This window comes from Aquabacterium lacunae, assembly GCF_004310865.1.
GTDB classification, from domain to species: Bacteria; Pseudomonadota; Gammaproteobacteria; order Burkholderiales; family Burkholderiaceae_C; genus Aquabacterium; species Aquabacterium lacunae.
Genome location: NZ_SIXI01000002.1, coordinates 352161 through 372604, shown reverse-complemented (window position 1 = coordinate 372604; position 20444 = coordinate 352161). Strand labels below are relative to the sequence as shown.

General features: G+C 65.2%; 17 protein-coding genes. 11 read left to right on the top strand and 6 right to left on the bottom strand.

Annotated features, from left to right (window positions below; genetic code table 11):
• From ubiE to EYS42_RS05395, 3 genes are read right to left on the bottom strand one after another with little or no spacing between them, the layout of a single operon-like run.
• Complete coding sequence (gene ubiE / locus EYS42_RS05405; RefSeq protein ID WP_130966830.1) at positions 1-732, bottom strand: bifunctional demethylmenaquinone methyltransferase/2-methoxy-6-polyprenyl-1,4-benzoquinol methylase UbiE; 732 nt, start codon at positions 730-732, stop codon at positions 1-3.
• Positions 733-762: 30 nt separating this feature from the next.
• Entirely contained in the window at positions 763-2073 is a 1311-nt protein-coding gene (locus EYS42_RS05400; RefSeq protein ID WP_130966829.1) for a BaiN/RdsA family NAD(P)/FAD-dependent oxidoreductase, read from the bottom strand.
• Positions 2074-2100: 27 nt separating this feature from the next.
• On the bottom strand, positions 2101-3345 hold the full coding sequence (locus EYS42_RS05395) for a GGDEF domain-containing protein (protein ID WP_130966828.1): 1245 nt from the start codon (positions 3343-3345) through the stop codon (positions 2101-2103).
• A 150-nt stretch (positions 3346-3495) separates the two neighbouring features.
• On the opposite strand from EYS42_RS05395, the gene EYS42_RS05390 reads away from it, so the two are divergent.
• From EYS42_RS05390 to EYS42_RS05340, 11 genes are all read left to right on the top strand, one after another.
• Entirely contained in the window at positions 3496-4314 is an 819-nt protein-coding gene (locus EYS42_RS05390; protein ID WP_130966827.1) for a TIGR00266 family protein, read from the top strand.
• 189 nt (positions 4315-4503) lie between these two features.
• The gene (locus tag EYS42_RS05385) at positions 4504-5550 is read left to right on the top strand and encodes a YncE family protein (protein ID WP_130967344.1); all 1047 of its coding nucleotides are present in this window, start codon (positions 4504-4506) and stop codon (positions 5548-5550) included.
• Complete coding sequence (locus tag EYS42_RS05380; RefSeq protein ID WP_425358869.1) at positions 5537-6361, top strand: polysaccharide deacetylase family protein; 825 nt, start codon at positions 5537-5539, stop codon at positions 6359-6361. The genes EYS42_RS05385 and EYS42_RS05380 overlap by 14 nt, the downstream gene beginning before the upstream one ends.
• 48 nt (positions 6362-6409) lie before the next feature.
• The gene (locus EYS42_RS05375) at positions 6410-7399 is read left to right on the top strand and encodes a sterol desaturase family protein (RefSeq protein WP_130966826.1); all 990 of its coding nucleotides are present in this window, start codon (positions 6410-6412) and stop codon (positions 7397-7399) included.
• A 12-nt stretch (positions 7400-7411) separates the two neighbouring features.
• Positions 7412-8389 carry an EI24 domain-containing protein gene (locus tag EYS42_RS05370; RefSeq protein WP_130966825.1) on the top strand — a complete coding sequence of 326 codons (978 nt, stop codon included), beginning with the start codon at positions 7412-7414 and terminating at the stop codon, positions 8387-8389.
• A 43-nt stretch (positions 8390-8432) separates the two neighbouring features.
• On the top strand, positions 8433-9239 hold the full coding sequence (locus EYS42_RS05365) for a competence/damage-inducible protein A (protein WP_130966824.1): 807 nt from the start codon (positions 8433-8435) through the stop codon (positions 9237-9239).
• A 306-nt stretch (positions 9240-9545) separates the two neighbouring features.
• Entirely contained in the window at positions 9546-10964 is a 1419-nt protein-coding gene (glnA, locus tag EYS42_RS05360; RefSeq protein ID WP_130966823.1) for a type I glutamate--ammonia ligase, read from the top strand.
• Between the two features lie 184 nt (positions 10965-11148).
• A complete protein-coding gene (locus tag EYS42_RS05355; RefSeq protein ID WP_245503517.1) occupies positions 11149-11688 on the top strand; it encodes a hypothetical protein in 540 nt (179 codons plus the stop codon).
• Positions 11685-12842 (top strand): nitrogen regulation protein NR(II), encoded by a 1158-nt coding sequence (gene glnL / locus EYS42_RS05350; RefSeq protein WP_130966822.1) that lies wholly within the window; start codon positions 11685-11687, stop codon positions 12840-12842. Before EYS42_RS05355 ends, glnL begins: the two co-directional genes overlap by 4 nt.
• Before the next feature lie 49 nt (positions 12843-12891).
• On the top strand, positions 12892-14538 hold the full coding sequence (gene ntrC, locus EYS42_RS05345; RefSeq protein ID WP_130966821.1) for a nitrogen regulation protein NR(I): 1647 nt from the start codon (positions 12892-12894) through the stop codon (positions 14536-14538).
• An 82-nt stretch (positions 14539-14620) separates the two neighbouring features.
• Positions 14621-17458 carry a M16 family metallopeptidase gene (locus EYS42_RS05340; protein ID WP_130966820.1) on the top strand — a complete coding sequence of 946 codons (2838 nt, stop codon included), beginning with the start codon at positions 14621-14623 and terminating at the stop codon, positions 17456-17458.
• A gap of 63 nt (positions 17459-17521) precedes the next feature.
• Here the strand turns inward: EYS42_RS05340 and EYS42_RS05335 are convergent, their stop codons facing one another.
• The 3 genes from EYS42_RS05335 to mltB form a co-directional block, all read right to left on the bottom strand.
• Entirely contained in the window at positions 17522-17851 is a 330-nt protein-coding gene (locus EYS42_RS05335) for an H-NS histone family protein (protein WP_130966819.1), read from the bottom strand.
• A 193-nt stretch (positions 17852-18044) separates the two neighbouring features.
• Positions 18045-19118, bottom strand: coding sequence for a Fe(3+) ABC transporter substrate-binding protein (locus EYS42_RS05330; RefSeq protein WP_245503516.1), 1074 nt, complete (start codon positions 19116-19118; stop codon positions 18045-18047).
• 48 nt (positions 19119-19166) lie between these two features.
• Positions 19167-20411 carry a lytic murein transglycosylase B gene (mltB, locus tag EYS42_RS05325; RefSeq protein WP_245503515.1) on the bottom strand — a complete coding sequence of 415 codons (1245 nt, stop codon included), beginning with the start codon at positions 20409-20411 and terminating at the stop codon, positions 19167-19169.
• Between the last annotated feature and the right edge of the window lie 33 nt (positions 20412-20444).

Here is a 20444-nt window from a genome sequence, read left to right as displayed (position 1 = left end):
TCAGCACTTCAGGCCCATGTGCAGGGCCACCACGCCGCCGGTCATGTTGTGGACGTCGACGTGTCCGAAACCGGCGTCCTTCATCATGGTCTTGAGGGTGGCCTGGTCAGGGTGCATGCGGATGGATTCAGCCAGGTAGCGGTAGCTGTCTTCGTCATTGGCCACCACCTTGCCGATCTTGGGCAGCAGCTTGAAGCTGTACCAGTCGTAGGCCTTTTCCAGAGGCTTGGCCACCTTGGAGAACTCCAGCACCAGCAGGCGACCACCCGGCTTGAGCACGCGGCACATCTCTTTCAGGGCCGCGTCCTTGTGGGTCATGTTGCGCAGGCCGAAGGCCACCGTGACGATGTCGAAGGTGTCGCTGGGGAAGGGCAGCTTTTCGGCGTCGCACAGCGTGGTGGGCAGCATCACGCCGGCGTTGACCAGGCGGTCGCGCCCGGTGCCCAGCATGGCCTCGTTGATGTCGGTGTGCACGACCATGCCGCGCTCACCCACCCGTTTGGCAAACGCCAACGACAGATCACCCGTGCCACCGGCAATGTCGAGCACCTTGTGGCCTTCCCGAACGCCGCTGGCGGCGATGGTGTAAGCCTTCCAGGCGCGGTGCAGGCCCATCGACATCAGGTCGTTCATGATGTCGTATTTGCTGGCCACAGAGTCGAACACGCCGCGCACGCGGCTGGCCTTCTGCGATTCGTCGACGGTCTCGAAACCGAAGTGGGTGGAGCTCATGGGGCGTGATCTTAGCGCCTGTGCGCGTTTTCAGGGTTCGACATGGCCGTGTTCGTTCGCCATGGCACGGGCGCAGGCCATGCCGCTGGACCAGGCCCACTGGAAGTTGTAACCCCCCAGCCAGCCGGTCACATCGACCACTTCGCCAATGAAGTACAGCCCCGGGCTGCGCTTGCTTTCCATGGTGCGGGACGACAGCTCGTTCGTGTCCACGCCACCGGCCGTCACTTCGGCTTTGGCGTAGCCCTCGGTGCCATGGGGGGTGATCTGCCAGCCGTTGAAGGCCTGCCCCAGGGCTTCGAGGTCTTTGTCACGGGCCTCGGCCACGGGCTGGTCGTCGCGCAGCGTGGGCACCTGCTCGCGCGTGGCGTCCAGCCACGCCTGGGCCAGCCGCTGCGGGATGTGGACGGGCAGGGTGTCTTTCCAGGCATTGCCCAGCTGCTTGCGGTTGCCGCTCTTGGCCTGCTTCATGGCGGATGCCAGTTCGGTGCCCGGCGCCAGGTCGATGTGCAGCGGCGTGTCGGGCTGCCAGAAGCTGGAGATCTGCAGCACGCCCGGGCCGCTCAGCCCGCGGTGGGTGAACAGCAGGTCTTCGTCGAAGCTGATGTGCTGGGTCTTGGCCTTGCCCCCGTGTTTGCCGCCGCCTTTGCCTTGCGCAGGCGCGTCCACCGCAATGCGCACCGGCACGGCCACGCCGGCCAGCGGCACCCAGCGCGCCCACTGGCTGACGTCAAAGGTCAATGGCACCAGCGCAGGCTTCAGCGGCACGATGCGGTGGCCGAACTGCTGGGCCAGGCGGTGGCCGAAATCGGTGGCGCCGATCTTGGGGATCGACAGGCCCCCGGTGGCCACCACCACATGGCGGGCCTGCACCGGGCCCCGGTCGGTCTCGATGTCGTAGCGGGGGGCTGTGGCCTGATCCTCGGCAGTCAAGGCGCGCACGGCTTTCACACCGCAGGGTTGCCAGCGCTCGACGCCACCCAGGGCGCATTCGGCCAGCAGCACGTCGATGAGTTGCTGGCTGCTGTGATCGCAAAACAGCTGGCCTTTGTGCTTTTCATGGAAGGGCACGCCGTGCTTGTGCATCAGGGCGATGAAGTCGGCGCTGGTGTATTGCGACAGGGCCGAGCGGCAGAAGTGCGGGTTCTCGCTCAGGTAGTTGGCGGGCGTGCATTCGCGGTTGGTGAAGTTGCTGCGCCCGCCGCCCGAGATGCGGATTTTTTCGGCCACTTTGGGTGCGTGGTCGATCAACAGCACTTTCAGGCCGCGCTGGCCTGCGGCGCCTGCACAGAACAGGCCGGCGGCGCCCGCGCCGATCACGGCGACATCCACAAGAGGCATGGCAAACAACAGGAAGCAGGGGTGGGATCAGCCGGCTGCGGTGGCCAGGGGCTGCACGTGAACCACTTCAAAGCCTTGCGTGTCGTGCGGGCGCGTGCTGACAGCACAGCCCCTTCCACGGCGCTTGGCTTCCGCCAGGGCCTCGCTGGCCCGGTGGATCGAGTGGTCCAGGCCCTCATTGTCCTGCATCTGCACGATCCCGAAGCTCAGGCGCACGGGTTCGCGCCCCTCGGTGGTTTGCTGCTTGTCGAGCACCAGCCGGGTCATGCGTTCGGCCACCCGGAAAGCGTCGGCCTCCGGGGTTTCGGGCAGCAGGCACACGAACTGGTCGCCACCCAGGCGGCCAATCAGGTCGCGGCCCCGCAACATGTTGCGCGCCACACCGGACACCAGCCGCAGCGCCGTGTCGCCCGCGGCATGACCATGCTGTTCGTTGATGCGGCGGAAGTGGTCGATGTCGAACACCAGCAGCGTGCAGCTGCCCGGCCGTGAAAGCCGGATGCTCTGGCGCGCGCTTTCCATGAAATGCACGCGGTTGGGCAACTGGGTGAGCATGTCGAGCTCGACCATCAGGCGCAACTGACGCTGTGACTCGCGCAAATCGTGTTCGGTGCGCTCGTAGGTGAGCATCAGGCCCATGTAAACCGCCAGCAGCACCCCCACCATCAAGGCCAGCACGAGCGCTGGCTGGGTGGCGGTGAAGCTGGCATGCGCCGCAGGATCACCCCACGCGTTCCAGGCATCCACCAGGCGCGGCAGCTGCATGGGCACGGCCATCATCAGGAAAAAGGCCATGGCCCGGATGTTGGCGCTGCGGCGGTGGTCAGGCATGGACAGCACCATGGCCGCCGAGTAGGCATAGCAGGCCATGCTGCCGATGGAAAAAGCGGCCACGCGTGCGGCCACGTCATCTGGCAGCAGCAGGCGCGTGCCCGACCACAGCAGGAAGGCCGAGGCCAGTACCAGTCGGTCGACCCAGGCCGGCGCGATCATCTCCGAGCGCACGTAAAAGCTGCGCAACCCGGTGAGCATGGTGATCGGCCATTGCATGGCTAACACCACCGACAGCGCCAGCATGATGGGGTGGGTGTCGACCAGCAGCAGGCAGGCGGCGCTGCCCAGGTTCAGCCATTGCGCCCAGACCCACCACCAGAAGCCCCGGTAGGTGCGTTGCGTGAAGCCCACCCAGGTCAGCAGCGATGCAGCCGAAAACATCACCACGGTCACGGTGATGTACAGCGTCTGGGCGTGCAGCGAGGCCAGCAAGTTCATGGTGGCAGTGTGTCAGGGAGCCGGGGAAAACGCGCACAATCAGACGCCAAGGGCGACAGCAATGCGCCCGCACATTGTGATGTCAATTGCGGACAGGGCGTCCCAGGGTTTGGCGCCGATGCCGCGTGTTGTATTTCTGGAGCAACCAACATGGCGATGGACGTTGTCGACTACGAGATCAAAGGCAGTGAAATGCAGTTCGTGGAGGTGGAGCTCGACCCGGGCGAAGCCGCCATTGGCGAGGCTGGCAGCATGATGTTCATGGACGCAGGCATCGACATGGACACGGTCTTCGGTGACGGCTCGAAGCAGGAAGGTGGGCTTTTCGGCAAGCTGCTGGGCGCTGGCAAGCGGCTGATCACGGGTGAATCGCTGTTCACCACCGTGTACACCAACCAGGGGCAGGGCAAGCGCCGGGTGGCTTTTGCTGCGCCTTACCCGGGCAAGATCATTCCCATGGACCTGCGCCAGCTGGGGGGCACGCTGATCTGTCAGAAGGATTCCTTCCTGTGTGCGGCCCGTGGTGTGTCGCTGGGCATTGCGCTGCAGCAGAAGTTGGGCACCGGGTTTTTCGGGGGCGAAGGCTTCATCATGCAGAAGCTCGAAGGCGATGGCCTGGCCTTTGTGCATGCCGGTGGCACGCTGGTGCACCGGGAGTTGCAGCCTGGCGAGGTGCTGATGGTGGACACCGGCTGCGTGGTGGCCTACACCGCCACGGTTGACTTCGACATCCAGTACGTGGGCAAGGTCAAGACCGCGCTGTTTGGCGGTGAGGGCCTGTTCCTGGCCCGCATGACGGGGCCCGGCCATGTGTGGCTGCAAAGCTTGCCCTTCTCGCGTCTGGCTTCACGCATCTTTGCTGCTGCACCGCAGCAAGGGGGCGGCCGCGAAGAAAGCACCTTGCTGGGTGGCCTGACCGCGGGTGGTGCAGGCGGTCTGCTGGGCGGCATCCTGGGGAATGACCGCTGAGCGGTCATCGTTTGCGCCGCATCGATCGGCGCACCCCAGCGTGCGCCAGATCAATGTGCGGGCAGGCCGGCGGCCGGTGAGGGCGGAAGCAGGTTGCGGGGGCGCTTAAACTCCGCGGCTTGATTTCAGGTGAATGAATTGACTTCCAGCCGTCTGTTGCAGGGTGCCCTGCGTCGAAAGTTCCGTCCGATGAATGAGTGGTTGCTGGTGCTGGCCTCGCTGGCGGTGACTCTGAATGCTTCGGCGCAGCCACAGTCACCGGCACGGCCTGCGGTGCCGTCTTCGGCTGCGGCGGTGGCTGTCAAGCCAGCGGCCCCTGCGCCGATCTTTGCGCTCAACTCGCTGGACGCCAACGTCAGCGTGATCGATCCTGTCACCTTCAAGGAAATCAAGCGCATCCCGACCGGCAAGGAGCCGCACCACCTGTACCTCTCGCCCGACGAGAAATCGCTGCTGGTGGCCAATGCCCTGAGTGATTCGATCACCTTCCTGGACCCTCGCACCGCGGCCGTGCAGAAGGTGATCACCGGCATTGCCGACCCGTATCACCTGCGGTTTTCGCCTGACATGAAGTGGTTCGTGACCGCAGCCAACCGGCTGGACCATGTGGATGTGTACAAGGCGGTCAACAAGCCGGGCAGTGGCTGGGAGTTCTCCCTGGCCAAGCGCATTCCCACAGGCAAGACGCCCAGCCACATCTACATCGACAGCCGCAGCACCGTGGCCTATGTGACGATGCAGGACAGCAACGAGCTGATCGCCATCGACCTGGCCACCCAGGCGCCCCGATGGAAGGTGCCGGTGGGTAAGCTGCCGGCCGACGTGTACCTGACCCGCGATGACAAGTTCCTGATGGTGGCCCTGACCGGCGACAAGTTCGTGGAGGTGTATGACGTCAGCGGTGCCAAACCTGTGCTGACCAAGCGCATCCAGACCGGCGAAGGCGCCCACGCCTTCCGTGCTTGGGGCGACAAGCGCCATGTGCTGCTGAGCAACCGCGTGGCCAACACCATCAGCAAGATCGACACGCAGACCATGGCGGTGGTGGCCAGCTACCCGGCACCCGGTGGCCCCGACTGCATGGATCTGCTGGCTGACGGCAAGACCATCCTGGTGACTTCTCGCTGGGCGCGCAAGGTCACGTTCATCGACACCGCCCTGGGCAAGGTGGTGCGCCAGGTGCCGGTGGGGCGTTCGCCTCACGGGGTCTGGACCCTGGACCATGCACCGCGCTGAACGCCCTTTCTGCATGAAGGTGTCGGGTGCCGCGGCAGCCGTGGCCTTGGCCTGCGCCATGGCGTCGGGGCCCGCCCGGGCCGCCTGCACCCAGCCGGTCTACCTCACCTTCGACACCGGCCACATGGGCGTGGCGCCCTTGATCGACCGCGTGCTCGACCAGGCGCAGGTCAAGGCCACCTTCTTCCTGGCCAATGAGCGCACCCAGCCCGTCGGTGAGCGGCCATCAGGCACCTCGCTCGACGACCACTGGGCTCCCTGGTGGAAGGCCCTGGCACGCAAGGGCCATGACTTCGGCTCGCACACCTGGGACCATGGCATCTACCGCGGGATGGTCGAAGGGCAATTCAAGCTGGTGCCCACGGCGGGCCCCAACCCCGGCAAGCCTGTGCTGCTGGACGCGCAGGCTTATTGCGCCGAGCTGGCTCGCCCTGCCCAGCGCTTCGAGCAGATGACCGGCCAGCGCATGCGCGCCATCTTCCGCGCGCCCGGCGGCAAGACCTCGCCAGCCTTGCTGGCGGCCGTGCAGCGTTGTGGCTGGCACCATGTGCCCTGGACCGACGCCGGCTTCCTGGGCGATGAGTTGCCCAGCGACCGGTACCCCAATGACCGCTTGCTCAAGCAGGCCTTGCAGCGCGTGCGCGCAGGCGACATCTTGCTGGCCCACCTGGGCATCTGGTCGCGCCAGGACGCCTGGGCGCCCGCCGTGCTCCAGCCGCTGATCCAGGGACTCAAAGCCAAGGGGCTTTGTTTCGCCACCTTGCGCGATCATCCGCAATACCGCATGGTGGGGCCTGTGCCTTCACCCTGACGCACCGGCCCTTTGGCCCGGGCAACCTGCACGTTTCACCGGCTTCGCATGCTTGACGATTTCCTCTCTGCCTTCTCGGTCTGGTTCGGCGATCTGCAACAGGCCTTGTTCGAAACCGCGGTTCAGCCCCTGATGTACCCCATGGGGCTGGGCAACCTGCTGGAAGATGCCTACACCGCCACCGGTTGGTTGATGGTGGGCGTGATCCAGTTGCTGCTGATGCTGGTCTTCATCGGTGCCTTGCAGCGGTGGTGGCCGGCCGAGCCCGGGCAGCGTTGGCGCGCCATGGCGCCCGATGTGTTCTACACCTTGCTGCACCGGCTGGGCGTGTTCCGGGTGGCCATGTTCTTCATGGTCGAGCCGCTGGTGGAGCGGCTGTTCGGCTGGGGGGCTGTGCACGGCGTGCAGGGTTTTCAGCTGGATGCCCTGGTGGCACCGCTGTGGCAAGGCATCACCGACACCGCATGGTTCAGTCTGTTGCTGTACCTGGTGGTGTTTGACTTCGTCGATTACTGGATCCATCGCGGCCAGCACGCCAGCAACCGCTGGTGGGCGCTGCATGCCTTGCATCACAGCCAGCGCGACATGAGCATGTGGAGCGACAACCGCAACCACCTGCTCGATGACCTGCTGCGCGACCTGATTTTCGCGTTCACGGCCCGTGCCGTGGGCGTGGCGCCGGGCCAGTTCGTGGCGGTGGTGGCCATCACGCTCACACTGGAAAGCCTGTCGCACGCCAACACCCGCTTGCGCTTTGGTGCCGTGCTCGACAAGCTGCTGGTCGATCCACGCTTTCACCGGGTGCACCATGCCATCGGCATCGGACACGAATCGCATGGCAAGGGCAGCCTGGGCGGCTGCAACTACGCCGTGCTGTTCCCGGTCTGGGACATTCTGTTCGGCACGGCCAACTATCGCAGCCCGATCGAGCCCACGGGCATCCGCGATCAGCTGCCCCACGAAGGCGGTCGTGATTACGGGCAGACCGTGCTGGCGCAGCAATGGCTGGGCTTGAAGCGGCTGCTGGGCCGCGCCTGAAAGGGAGCCACCATGTCCAACACCCACTTGCCCCCAGACCGTCTTGCTTCGGCGGCCGACCTGCGTCAGACCGCATCCACTGCCGCGGCCCATGCGGGCCATCAGGCCGTGGGCCTGGGGCAGGCCTTCTGGAGGGCCCTCTGGTCCTGCCTGCACCCGCAAGTGATCTGGGCCGTGAGCTGGCCCATGGCGTTGTCACTGCTGGTGTTCTGTGGCCTGGCCGTGTGGGGCTGGGCACCCTGGGTGCGCGCACTCGAGGGTGTGCTCGCCGGGCAGGAGGGGCAGGCCTTCCAGGGCGTGCTGGCCTGGCTGGGCTTGCCGCCGGTCGACGCACAGGGTGTGGCGCACGTGCTGGCGCCGTTGTTGCTCACCTTGCTGGCTGTGCCGGTGCTGGTGCTGGCGGCTTTGCTCACGGTCTCGGCGTTCCTGGTGCCCACGCTGTCGCGGTGGGTGGTGCAGCGCCAGGGGCTGCAACTGGCGCCGCGTGCGCCGGCGCCCTGGTGGCGCACCCTGTGGCGCTCCGGGGTGATCACCGTGCAGGCGTTGGGCTTGCTGGTGCTGAGTTTTCCACTGTGGTGGGTGCCTGTGCTGGGCACCCTGGTGCCCGCCCTGGTGTGGGGCTGGCTGGCCAGCCGTGCCCTGAGCGATGAGGTGTTGGCCGACCACGCCAGCGACACCGAAGCGGCCGCTTTGCGCCGGGCCCATGGCACCCCCTTGCTGCTGCTGGGCTTGCTGGCCACCACCCTGGGGGCGGCGCCCTCGCATCTGCTGGTGATCGGTGCCGTCACGGCCGGGCTGCTGGCCGGTCTGGCTGGTGGCGCCTGGCTGGGGCCAGCCGGCGCCTTGTTCGCGGTGGGGGCGCCCGTGCTGGTGGGGTTGTTCGTGTGGTTCTACATCCTGCTGTTCGCCTTCTCGGCCCTGTGCTTTGCGCACTACCTGCTGCCCCGTCTGGCAGCCTTGCAAAGCAGCGGCCCGACAGTCGAGGCATGATGGGGCCCTCACGCTGCAACGGCTGAATCCCACAGCCTTTCCCATGACCGGACTCATCATCATTGGCGACGAGATCCTGAGCGGCCGTCGCCAGGACAAGCACCTTGGCAAGGCCATCGAACTGCTCGGCGAGCGTGGCATGCGCGTCGACTGGGTTCGCTACGTGGGCGATGACCCCGAGCGCATCACCGCCGACATCGGCCACGCCATCGACGGCGGCGACGTGGTCTTCTCGTTCGGCGGCATCGGTGCCACGCCAGACGACCACACCCGGGCCTGTGCCGCCCGAGCGCTGGGTGTCCCCCTGGTCCTGCACCCCGAGGCTCGCCCTCTGATCCTTCAGCGGGTGCAGGAGCTGGCGCAGGAAACCGGGCAGCCTTACGACGAGCATTCGCCCGACACTTTGCGCCGCCTGCAGATGGGCGAGTTCCCTGAGGGTGCCCGCATCATTCCCAATCCCTACAACCGCATCCCAGGTTTTTCAGTGCTGGGGCGGGTGCACTTCGTGCCGGGCTTTCCTGTCATGGCCTGGCCCATGATGGCCTGGGTGCTCGACACCTGGCACCGCGACCTGCACGGCCAGGCCCGTTCTGAGGAGCGTTCGGTCATCGTGCCTGGCGCGATCGAGTCGGTGCTCACCCCGCTGATGGTCGAGATCGAGGCGCGGTTTGCTGGCATCAAGGTGTTCAGCCTGCCCAGCGTGGACCACCCGGTGCACGGCCGCCACATCGAGCTGGGTGTCAAAGGGCTGGGGCCGAGTGTGTCGCAGGCCTTTGAGGCCTTGAAAACCGGCTTGACCAACCTTGGTGCATTATATGGCACCGAAGCGGTGCGCTCAGTGGGTTCTTGATTGTGATGCACTATATTGGTGCGCTTCGTGGGTGGTTCGCGCTTCACTCTGACGCATGCCGTGCGGTTGGTCGGCCCTCATCGTGAACGCCTGATGCATCGCGGTGCGTTCACCTGACGGGAAACCGGCGTGTCCCTGGCCGGCAGGCGCCCGGTCGCAGCGCTTTTTACAGCGTCGGCTGACAGCCAAGTTGCGGGGGGTGCCCGGTCGGCACGGATTTCGCTATTACACTGCGCGCTGTTTCTGATCCGGAAACAGATCAAACCCAAGTTCTTGCACTTACAAGCCTCTTGCTAGGAGCACCTGATGGCCACCAAGACCGTCGCAGACGTGATGAAGATGGTGAAGGACAACGACATCAAGTTCGTTGATTTCCGTTTCACCGACACCCGTGGTAAGGAACAGCACGTTTCCGTGCCTGTCTCGCACTTTGACGAAGACAAGTTCGTTTCTGGTCACGCTTTTGACGGTTCGTCCATCGCCGGTTGGAAGGGCATCGAAGCCTCCGACATGCAGCTGATGCCTGACCCGAACACGGCCAACGTCGACCCGTTCTTCGAAGAGCCCACCCTGATCCTGACCTGCGACGTCATCGATCCCACCGACGGCAAGGCTTACGAACGTGACCCCCGCTCGCTGGCCAAGCGCGCTGAAGCCTACCTGAAGGCTTCGGGCCTGGGCGACACCGCCTACTTCGGTCCGGAACCCGAATTTTTCGTGTTCGACTCCATCCGTTGGGGCAACGACATGTCGGGTTCGTTCTTCAAGATCGAATCGGAAGAAGGCGCCTGGAGCACCAGCAAGGAATACGAACACGGCAACAGCGGCTACCGCCCCACTGTGAAGGGGGGCTACTTCCCCGTGCCGCCCGTGGACTCGATGCAGGACATGCGCTCGGAAATGAGCCTGATCCTGGAATCGATGGGCATCCCTGTGGAAGTGCACCACCACGAAGTGGCCAACGCCGGTCAGATGGAAATCGGCACCAAGTTCAGCACCCTGACCCAGCGCGCTGACTGGCTGCAACTGCAGAAGTACATCATCACCAACGTGGCCCATGCCTACGGCAAGACCGCCACCTTCATGCCCAAGCCCATCGTGGGCGACAACGGTTCCGGCATGCACGTTCACCAGTCCATCTGGAAGGACGGCAAGAACCTGTTCGCTGGTGACGGCTATGCCGGTCTGAGCGAATTCGCGCTGTACTACATCGGTGGCATCATCAAGCACGCCCGTGCCCTGAACGCCATCACCAACCCCGGTACCAACTCGTACAAGCGTCTGGTGCCTGGCTTCGAAGCCCCGGTGAAGCTGGCCTACTCGGCCAAGAACCGCTCGGCTTCGATCCGCATCCCGTACGTGGCCAACCCGAAGGGTCGCCGCATCGAGGCTCGCTTCCCCGATCCTTCGGCCAACCCCTATCTGGCCTTCTCGGCCCTGATGATGGCCGGTCTGGACGGCGTGGAAAACAAGATCCATCCGGGCGAAGCCGCCACGAAGGACCTGTACCACCTGCCGCCGGAAGAAGACGCACTGATCCCGACCGTGTGCCACAGCCTGGACCAGGCTCTGGAATACCTGGACAAGGACCGCGCGTTCCTGACCAAGGGTGGTGTGTTCACCGATGCCTACCTCGATGCCTACATCGACCTGAAGATGCAGGAAGTGACTCGCTTCCGCATGGCCACCCACCCGGTGGAATTCGACATGTACTACGCCCTGTGATTCCCTGCGGATCACTGCGTAGCGAAGAAGGGACGGCCTGGCCGTCCCTTTTTTTTGGTCTGGCGGCAGGCGGGGTGTGGCCCGGTCAGCCGCAGGGCTTCTCGTTGCGTTGCGTAAACAGCGCCCGGCGCCGGGCGGGCTTTCACCTTCGCAAAGGCATACTAGCCACATGACGTTCTGCCCCTTGCTCCGCGTTCAGGCGCGCTCACGCTCATTGGTCCTGGGCCTGTGTGCCCTGCAGGCCACCGTGTGGCCTCTGGCTGTTCAGTCCCAGCAGGTGTACCGCTGCCCTGGCAACCTCTACACCGACGCGCTGTCGCAGCGCGAGGCGGCCGAAAAAGGCTGCAAGACGCTGGAGGGTGCGCCAGTCACCATCATTCAGGCCACGCCTCGCCCTGCGCCCCGGCCTGCCGCCACATCGGGTGGTGTGGAGCGCCCGCCCGCCAGCGATGACGCGAAAGCCAAAGACGCCGATGCCCGGCGCATCCTGGAGGCCGAATTGCGCAAGGAAGAAGAGGCGTTGGCCACCCTGCGCAAGGAGTTCAACAACGGCGAGCCCGAGCGACGCGGTGACGAGCGCAACGCCCAGAAGTACCTGGACCGCATCAAGGACATGAAGGACGCCATCACGCGCAAAGAGGCCGACATCGCGTCGATCAAGCGTGAGCTGGCCAAGTTGTCGGGGGGCGCCGGTGCCGGTGCCTCGGGGGGCGGTGTGCGATGACCCTGTCTGCTCGCAATGCCGTGGCCAAAGGGCGTCAGGAAAGCGTGGCCCGTGGGCGTTCGCAAGTGCACCCGGATGATGTACAGGCCCTGCTGCCTGGCACCCTGGAGGCCTTCGATCACTTGGCCACCATGGTGGCCGTGATCGAGCCTGACGGCCAATGTCTGTTCGCCAACGTGGCCTTCGAGGAAGAGCTGGGCCTGTCGCGCCGCAGCGTGCTGCGCGAATCGCTGTTCGACTGGTTCGAAGACGCCACCCTCCTGCGTGATGTGGTGCGCGCCGTGGCTGCCAACGAATACGCCACCAGCCGCCTGGAGGCAAGCCTGAAGCGCCACCCCCATGTGTTCGCCGAGCCGCTGCCGGTGCAGGTGCTGGTCACGCGCATGGACCACCGTGGCCTGATCGTGGTCGAGCTGGTCGAGGTCGAGCAGCAGACCCGCCAGGAGCGCGAAGAGCGTGTGCTCGACCAGGTGCAGGCCAACAAAGAGCTGATCCGCAATCTGGCCCACGAGATCAAGAATCCGCTCGGCGGCATCCGCGGTGCGGCGCAGCTGCTGCAGCTCGAGCTCGATTCCCCCTCGCTGACCGAGTACACCCAGGTCATCATCCATGAGGCCGACCGCCTGCAGGCCCTGGTGGACCGGCTGCTGGCCCCACATCGCCGGCCCCACGTGGTCGGTGATGTCAACATCCACGAGGTGTGCGAGCGTGTGCGGTCGCTGATCCTGGCCGAGTTCCCCAAGGGGCTGAAGGTCTGGCGCGACTATGACACCTCCATCCCCGAGTTCCGTGGTGACCGCGAGCAGCTGATCCAGGCGGTGCTGAACATCGCGCACAACGCGGCCCAGGCCCTGGCCGAGCGCATCGCGCAGGGGGATGCCTTGCTGGCCTTGCGCACGCGCGTGGCCCGCCGGGTCACCGTGAACCGGGTCTTGCACCGCTTGGCACTGGTCTTGCTAATTGAGGACAACGGCCCGGGCATCCCCGAGTCCATCCGAGACCGCATCTTCTACCCCCTGGTGTCAGGGCGAGAGGGCGGTTCCGGTCTTGGGCTGACCCTGGCGCAGACTTTCGTTCAACAGCACCTTGGCACCATCGAATGCGAGAGCGAGCCTGGCAAGACGGTCTTCAAGATCATCATCCCCTTGCCATGAGCCGCACGGCGTTCTTGACGGGGCATGAGGTGCAACCCAACAGGCCAGCATGAAACCCATCTGGATCGCCGACGACGATCAATCCATCCGCTTCGTTCTGGAGAAGGCGCTCGCGCGGGAAGACCTGCCGGTGCGCAGCTTCACCAACCCGCGCGATGTGCTGGCGGCGCTGGAAGACGACGAGCCGCAGGTGCTGGTGTCTGACATCCGCATGCCGGGGGGCTCGGGCATCGACCTGCTGGGCAAGGTCAAGGAGCGCTTCCCGGGCCTGCCGGTCATCATCATGACGGCATACTCCGACCTGGACTCGGCCGTGTCGGCCTTCCAGGGCGGCGCCTTCGAATACCTGCCCAAGCCGTTTGACCTGACCAAGGCCATCGAGCTGATCCGCCGTGCGGTCGATGAAAGCGTGCGCGAAGACGTGGCCGACGAGCGTCTGCAGCAGATGCCCGAGATGCTGGGCCAGGCCCCGGCCATGCAGGACGTGTTCCGCGCCATCGGTCGCCTGTCGCAAAGCAATGTGACCGTGCTGATCACGGGTGAATCGGGCGCCGGCAAGGAGCTGGTGGCCCATGCGCTGCACAAGCACAGTCCCCGGGCCAACGGGCCTTTTGTGGCCATCAACACGGCGGCCATCCCGAAAGACCTGCTCGAATCGGAGCTGTTCGGCCATGAGCGCGGTGCCTTCACGGGCGCGCAGACCATGCGTCGCGGTCGCTTCGAGCAGGCCGACGGCGGCACGCTGTTCCTCGATGAAATCGGCGACATGCCCTTTGACCTGCAGACCCGCCTGCTGCGGGTGCTGTCGGACGGGCAGTTCTACCGCGTGGGCGGGCACCACCCGCTCAAGGCCAATGTCCGCGTGATCGCCGCCACCCACCAGAACCTGGAAGAGCGCGTGCGACAGGGCGCGTTCCGTGAGGACTTGTTCCACCGTCTGAACGTGATCCGCCTGCGCCTGCCTGCGCTGCGCGAACGCCGCGAAGATGTGCCCACGCTGGCCCGCTTCTTCCTGCAGAAAAGCGCGCGTGAACTCGGGGTAGAGGCCAAGCGCATTTCCGACGCGGCCCTGGCCCGACTGGTGGCCTTCGATTTTCCGGGCAATGTGCGCCAGCTGGAGAACATCTGCCACTGGCTGACGGTCATGGCGCCGGCCCAGGTCGTGGAGCCCAAAGACTTGCCGCCTGAGCTGATGCACTCCACGCCCCTGGCCGGTGGAGCCTTGGGTGCGCTACCTTCCGCACCCGTGGCGCCCGTGGCTTCCGCTGTGGTGGTGCCTGCTGCGCTGGGTTCCGCACCGCTGGTGCCTCTGCCCGTGGCCGCCGCAGGGGCGCCGGGCGCTGTGGCGTCGTCGGATGCCTGGTCGGCACCCGGTGAGCGCGCGGTGTCGGCCGACTGGGCGGCGCCCGTGGCCTCGGCGGCGGGCGTGGCTGCTGCGCCCCTGTCCGTGCCGGTCGGCGCAGCCGGTGGACAGGCGGCGGGGGGCTGGCTGCATGACCTCGAACGCGAGGCCAAAGCCCTTCTGGATTCGGGCCGAGCCGACGTCTGGGACCACCTGACCCGCCAGTTCGAGGCGCGCCTCATCCACACCGCGCTCGAGCTGACCCGCGGCCGTCGCATCGAGGCAGCCCAGAAACTGGGGATCGGGCGCAACACCATCACCCGCAAGATTCAGGAACTCGGCATGGATGAATGACGGCAAAGCAGGGAACCGATGCGGCCGGTGCGACACTCAAGGGTGTCGATGTTCACCGGCCCCATGGGCTGCACCTGCCGTCATGACCCCTCGTCTGTCACGCGTTCCTGCCTTTCCGGTTCTTCGTCCTGCCCTGCGCCATGTGGCGCTGGCTTGTGCCTTGGCGGCCTGCCAGCCTGCTTTCTGGGGTGCTGCTCAGGCCACCCCTGCACAGGCTTCCGGTGCCTCCGCCACCAGCGCGGTGGCCCGTGGCGTCTTGCAGCAGGTGGCTTCGGTCGAAGGCATCACCGAATACCGCTTGCCCAATGGCCTGCAGGTGCTGCTCATCCCCGATGACTCCAAACCCACCACCACGGTCAACATGACCTACCGCGTGGGCTCTCGCCACGAAAACTACGGCGAGACCGGCATGGCCCACCTGCTGGAGCACCTGCTGTTCAAGGGCTCGCCGCGCCACCCCACGGTGTGGGCCGAGTTCAACAAGCGGGGCCTGCGTGCCAATGGCACCACCTGGTTCGACCGAACCAATTACTTCGCCAGCTTCGCGGCCAACGAAGACAACCTGCAGTGGTACCTGCAGTGGCAGGCCGACGCCATGGTCAACAGCTTCATTGCGCGCAAGGACCTCGACTCCGAGATGACCGTGGTGCGCAATGAGATGGAAATGGGCGAGAACAACCCGGGCCGCATCCTGTTCGAAAAGACCCTGGCCACCATGTACCAGTGGCACAACTACGGCAAGTCGACCATCGGCGCGCGCACCGATGTCGAGGGCGTGAACATCGAGCGCCTGAAGGCCTTCTACCGCACCCACTACCAGCCCGGCAACGCCACCCTGATCGTGTCGGGCAAGTTCGATCCGGCCAAGGTCAAGGCCTGGGTGGGGCAGTACTTTGGGCCCTTGAAGGCCTCCAGGCAGCCACGCCCGGCGCAATACACGCTCGAGGCCGTTCAGGATGGTGAGCGCGCCGTGACCTTGCGGCGCGTGGGCGGTGTGCCGCTGCTGTACGCGGGCTACCACATCATGCCGGGGCCCTCGGCCGACTATGCGGCCGTGGAGCTGCTCAACATCATCCTGGCCGACACGCCGTCGGGACGGTTGCACAAAGCCTTGACCGAAAAGCAGCTGGCCTCGGCCGTGTTCAGCTTTTCGGAAGGCCTGCATGACCCGGGCTTCGTGCTACTGGGCGCCCAGTTGGGCCCAGGTCAGGACGTTGACGCGGCCAGCCAGGCGCTGGTGCGCACCATCGAATCGGTGGCGCAGCAGCCCATCACGGCCGAAGAGTTGGAGCGGGCCCGCGCCAAGTGGCTCAAGGACTGGGACGTGGGCTTTGCCGACCCGCAGCATGTGGGGGTGGCCTTGTCCGAGGCCGTGGCCCAGGGCGACTGGCGCCTCTACTTCCTCTTGCGCGACCGGGTGAAAGCCATGCCTCTGGCCGATGTGCAGCGCGTGGCCACGCAGTACCTCGTGCCGGCGAACCGCACCCTCGGCCGTTACGAGCCCACCACCGCACCTCAGCGTGCGCCGGCGCCTGCCATGGCCGATGTATCCCGTGAAATGCAGGCCTTCAAGCCTCAGGCGGCCGCCGAGGCCGGTGAGAGCTTTGTGGCCACGCCCGAGAACATCGATGCGCGTACCCAGCGCATCACCTTGCCGTCGGGCCTGAAGCTTGCCTTGCTGCCCAAGGCCACGCGTGGTCAGGCCGTGAAGCTGACCCTGGCCCTGCGCCATGGCGACGAGCCATCGCTCAAGGGATGGGGCGAAGCGCCCTCGGCCCTCGCGGCGCTGCTGGACAAAGGCACGGCTCGCATGAGCCGTCAGCAGGTGCAGGACCGACTGGATGCCTTGCAGACCGATCTGTCGATTGGCCAGTCTCCGGGCGTGATTCAGGTGCAGTTGAACTCGCGCCGCGCCCAGTTGCCCCAGGCCATCGAGCTGCTGGGTCAGCTGCTCCGTGAGGCCAGCCTTCCAGCCGATGTGCTGGAAGAAGTGCGCCGCCAGGCCCTGACGGGGCTGGAAGCCCAGCGCAAGGAACCCGAGGCTGTGCTGGCCAACGCGATCGGGCGCCACGGCAATCCCTATCCGCGGGGTGACGTGCGTCATGCCCGCACCTTCGACGAGATCGAGCAGGACTGGAAAAGCCTGACATTGGCGCAGGTTCGCGGCTACCGAGACAAGTTCCTGGGGGTCAGCCACGGTGACATGGCCGTGGTCGGTGATTTCGACGCAGCGGCCGTGCAGGCAGCCGTGCAGAAGGCCTTTGAGGGGTGGCGCAGCCCAAGCGCGTTCCAGCGTGTGCCAGAGCCCTGGGTGGCGCCTCAGCCGACCCGCATGGTCCTGACCACCCCCGACAAGCAGAATGCGGCCATGAGTGTGGCCTTGCCGTTGGCCCTGAGCGATCGCCACCCCGACTACGCGGCCTTGATGCTGGCCAACCATTTGTTTGGTGCTGGCGGTGATTCACGTCTGTGGAACCGCATCCGTGAAAAGGAAGGCCTGAGCTACAACGTGTACAGCACGGTCCAATGGAATCAGGTGGAAAACAATTCGGAATGGGGGGCTGAGGCCATTTTTGCGCCCCAGAACCGGGCCAAGGTGGAAAAAGCCTTCCGTGAAGAATTGTCTCGCTCTCTGCAGGATGGTTTCACCGCGCAGGAACTTGAGGCGGGCAAACGCAGCCTGCTGAACTTCCGGCAACTGGCCCGTGCGCAAGACGCCCGCATTGCGGCTGGTTGGGTGCAGAACCTGTTTTTGGGGCGCACGTTCGCCGACTCGGCACGCGTCGATCGGGAATTGAAGGCCTTGACACTGCAGCAGGTCAATGAGGCCTGGAAGCGCCACATCCAGACCCAAGACCTGGTGATGGGTTTCGCCGGTGACTTCAAGGGGGAAACCTCGGGAACGCCGCCCAAGCCGTGAATGGGTGACGAATGAAAAAGCCGCGCAGGGCGCGGCTTTTTATCGCGAGAAACCGGAAATGCCTCAGATGGCGAAGTCTTCCAGTTTCTTGCCGGCGGCCACTGCGGCCTGAACCCACTTGGGCTGCAGACCACGGCCGGTCCAGGTTTCGCCGGTGGCGGTGTTGCGGTACTTGGGGGCCACCTTGCGGCCTGCAGTGCCGGCCGACGAGGCCTTGCCAGGCTTGGCGGCCAGATCTTCCACGGTCAGCTGATGCTCATTCATCAGGTTCTTGATCTGGGCGATCACGCCAGCGCGTTCAGCACGGCGGGCATCAGCCAGGGCCTTGTCCAGTTCCTGGGCTTGTTTTTCGAGGGCGGCTTTTTGAGCCAGCAGATCCTGATACGACGACATGGCGGTTCCTTTTGCAAAGTGATGCAAGGGGCAATGTGAATTGCCGGTTGTTGAAATGCCCACGGCCCAGTCGCTGCCGCGGGAATTCCTTGTTGTGGGCAGATTTTAAGCACAAATGAATAAGGCGGGGCAAGCCCCGCCTTGTGATTTTGTTTTCCGCTGAAAATGTTTCAGACGGAAACCTCGCCCGGCATCACTTCATGCCAACCTTGTCCAGCAATTGTTGCACCTTGCCCGTGTTGGCACCCACCACGGCCAGAGGAATCACCTCACCCTTGAAACTGCCCAGGGCATCGAGCGCCGGGTTCTGCAGTTTCACGCCGGGCACCACTGCATATTCATTGTTGCCATTGGCGAAGTAGCCCTGGGCTTCGTCGCTGGCGAGATACTCCAGGAACTTCACGGCGGCCTCACGATGCGGCGCGTTGCGTGCCACAGCGCCGCCGGCAATGTTGATGTGGGTGCCCCAGCTTTGCTGGTTGGGGAAAATCACGCCCACTTTTTCCATCACGGCGCGGTCTTCGGGTTTGCTCGAGCGCATCAGTCGGGCCACGTAATAGCTGTTGCTCAGGGCTGCGCCACATTCTCCGCTGGCCACCGCCTTGATCTGGTCGGTGTCACCCCCCTTGGGGTCACGGGCCTGATTGGCCACCAGACCCTTGAGCCAGTTCTCGGTGGCGGCCGGGCCCATGTGTTCCATGAGCGCGCCAATCAGTGACAGGTTGTAGGGGTGGGCACCCGAGCGGCTGCAGAACTTGCCCTTGAGCTTGGGGTCGGCCAGCTGCTCGTAGGTTTGCACGTCGGCCTTGTTCACGGTCTGCTTGTTGTAGACGATGACGCGGGCACGGGTGGAAAAGCCGAACCATTGGCTGCCTTTGCCCTCGTCCTTGTCGCGCAGGTGGGCCGGGATTCGCTTTTCCAGCACCGGCGACCGCACAGGTTGGAAGAGACCATCGACATCACCACGCCACAGGCGTGCCGCGTCGACCAGCAAGATCACGTCGGCCGGGCTGGCCGAGCCTTCGCTGCGCAGCCGCGCCACCAGCCCGGCGTCATCGGAATCCACGCGGTTGATGCGGATGCCGGTGGACTTGGTGAAGTTGTCGTACAGCGCCTGATCGGTCTGGTAGTGGCGCGCCGAATACAGGTTCAGCACGTTGTCTTGCGCATGGCCAGACAGTGTGACGGCAGGCAGGGCAGCGATCAGGCCCAGGCGGGCCAGGCCAGCCAGGCGGTTCATGGCGGAAGTCAGTCGTGTGATGCGCATGGGGCAGTCTCCAAGAATGCCCGCATGGTACACGAATACGAATTATTCTCAGTTATTCCGGGCTTTGGCGTTGAGCGACAACACGCGTCCCAGCTCGATCACGGCCAGTGCGTAATAACTCGACTGGTTGTAGCGGGTGATCGAGTAAAAGTTGTCGGTGCCCGCCAGGTAGGTGGGCTCGTTGGCGCCGTTGTGCAGCAGCACCAGGGCCAGTTTGCCGCTGTGGCGTTTGCCGGGTTCGTCGAGCACGGCACCCAGGCGAGCCATCTCCTCGGAGGAGAACGTGGGCTTGATGTCGGGACCGAGCAGGGTCTGGCGTTGATCCAGATCGGTGGGGGGGGCCACGAGATAGTGCGTGGGCATGCCGCGTTGCCAGCCGTGGCGCGCCAGGTAATTGGCCACGCTGCCGATGGCATCGGCGGGGCTGTTGCGCAAGTCGATCACGCCATCGCCGTCGAAATCGACCGCGTAGGCCCGGATGGAGCTGGGCATGAACTGCGGCAGCCCGATGGCACCGGCGAACGAGCCCTGCACCGTCATCGGGTCGAAGTGCTGTTCGGCACACAGGCGCAGGAACTGACCGAGTTCGTTCTGGAAGAAGGGGCTTCTGTCGCTTCGACCCGTGGGGAAGTCGAGGCTGAGGGTGGTCAGTACGTCGAGCACCCGCATGTTGCCGGTGTAGCGACCGTAGATGGTTTCCACGCCGATCACGCCAGCGATGATGTCGACCGGCACGCCCCAACGCGCTTCAGCTTTCTGCAAGGTGGCTTCGTGTTCCTTGACGAACTGGGCGCCAGCCCGCAAACGAATGGGCTCGATGAAGCGGGCGCGGTAGGCCTGCCAGTTTTTGCTGCCAGGGTTGGACGCTGGCATGTTGAGCTTTTGCACCTGCTCGATGAAGCGGGCCTGTGACAGCACGGAGACCGTCCATTCGGGATCGAGCCCTTGCTCGCGCGCCAGTTTGAGGGCGAGGGCTTGCGAACGGGGGTGCAGGGCGTAGCTGCCAGGCTCCGGGTTGACTGGCAGCGGGTAGGCTGGCAGCCGGATCAATGCCGGCCCCTGGGGCGTGCTGTCGGCCGTGCTGCGGGTCGCGGCACTGGCTGCGGACTGCGGGGGCATCGGCACCGAACGTTCAACCACCGGGGCGGGGGCGTCGGCCGATGACCGGCGAATCAGGCTGGTGCAGCCACCCAGGGTCAGGACAAGGGCGGCCAGGCCCAGACAGCTCAGGCGCATCAGGGTGGGTGTGTCGTGGGGCGATGACAGCGAGAGGGCGCGACAGGGTCCCGGCATGGGGCAGTGGGCAGGCTGGGCGCATGGCCTGCC

Bases quoted from the DNA above. Each gene is read 5' to 3' on its own strand.
- ubiE (WP_130966830.1), bottom strand. From the start codon at position 732: ATGAGCTCCACCCACTTCGGTTTCGAGACCGTCGACGAATCGCAGAAG.
- EYS42_RS05400 (WP_130966829.1), bottom strand. From the start codon at position 2,073: ATGCCTCTTGTGGATGTCGCCGTGATCGGCGCGGGCGCCGCCGGCCTG.
- EYS42_RS05395 (WP_130966828.1), bottom strand. From the start codon at position 3,345: ATGAACTTGCTGGCCTCGCTGCACGCCCAGACGCTGTACATCACCGTG.
- EYS42_RS05390 (WP_130966827.1), top strand. From the start codon at position 3,496: ATGGCGATGGACGTTGTCGACTACGAGATCAAAGGCAGTGAAATGCAG.
- EYS42_RS05385 (WP_130967344.1), top strand. From the start codon at position 4,504: ATGAATGAGTGGTTGCTGGTGCTGGCCTCGCTGGCGGTGACTCTGAAT.
- EYS42_RS05380 (WP_425358869.1), top strand. From the start codon at position 5,537: ATGCACCGCGCTGAACGCCCTTTCTGCATGAAGGTGTCGGGTGCCGCG.
- EYS42_RS05375 (WP_130966826.1), top strand. From the start codon at position 6,410: ATGCTTGACGATTTCCTCTCTGCCTTCTCGGTCTGGTTCGGCGATCTG.
- EYS42_RS05370 (WP_130966825.1), top strand. From the start codon at position 7,412: ATGTCCAACACCCACTTGCCCCCAGACCGTCTTGCTTCGGCGGCCGAC.
- EYS42_RS05365 (WP_130966824.1), top strand. From the start codon at position 8,433: ATGACCGGACTCATCATCATTGGCGACGAGATCCTGAGCGGCCGTCGC.
- glnA (WP_130966823.1), top strand. From the start codon at position 9,546: ATGGCCACCAAGACCGTCGCAGACGTGATGAAGATGGTGAAGGACAAC.
- glnL (WP_130966822.1), top strand. From the start codon at position 11,685: ATGACCCTGTCTGCTCGCAATGCCGTGGCCAAAGGGCGTCAGGAAAGC.
- ntrC (WP_130966821.1), top strand. From the start codon at position 12,892: ATGAAACCCATCTGGATCGCCGACGACGATCAATCCATCCGCTTCGTT.
- EYS42_RS05340 (WP_130966820.1), top strand. From the start codon at position 14,621: ATGACCCCTCGTCTGTCACGCGTTCCTGCCTTTCCGGTTCTTCGTCCT.
- EYS42_RS05335 (WP_130966819.1), bottom strand. From the start codon at position 17,851: ATGTCGTCGTATCAGGATCTGCTGGCTCAAAAAGCCGCCCTCGAAAAA.
- EYS42_RS05330 (WP_245503516.1), bottom strand. From the start codon at position 19,118: ATGCGCATCACACGACTGACTTCCGCCATGAACCGCCTGGCTGGCCTG.
- mltB (WP_245503515.1), bottom strand. From the start codon at position 20,411: ATGCCGGGACCCTGTCGCGCCCTCTCGCTGTCATCGCCCCACGACACA.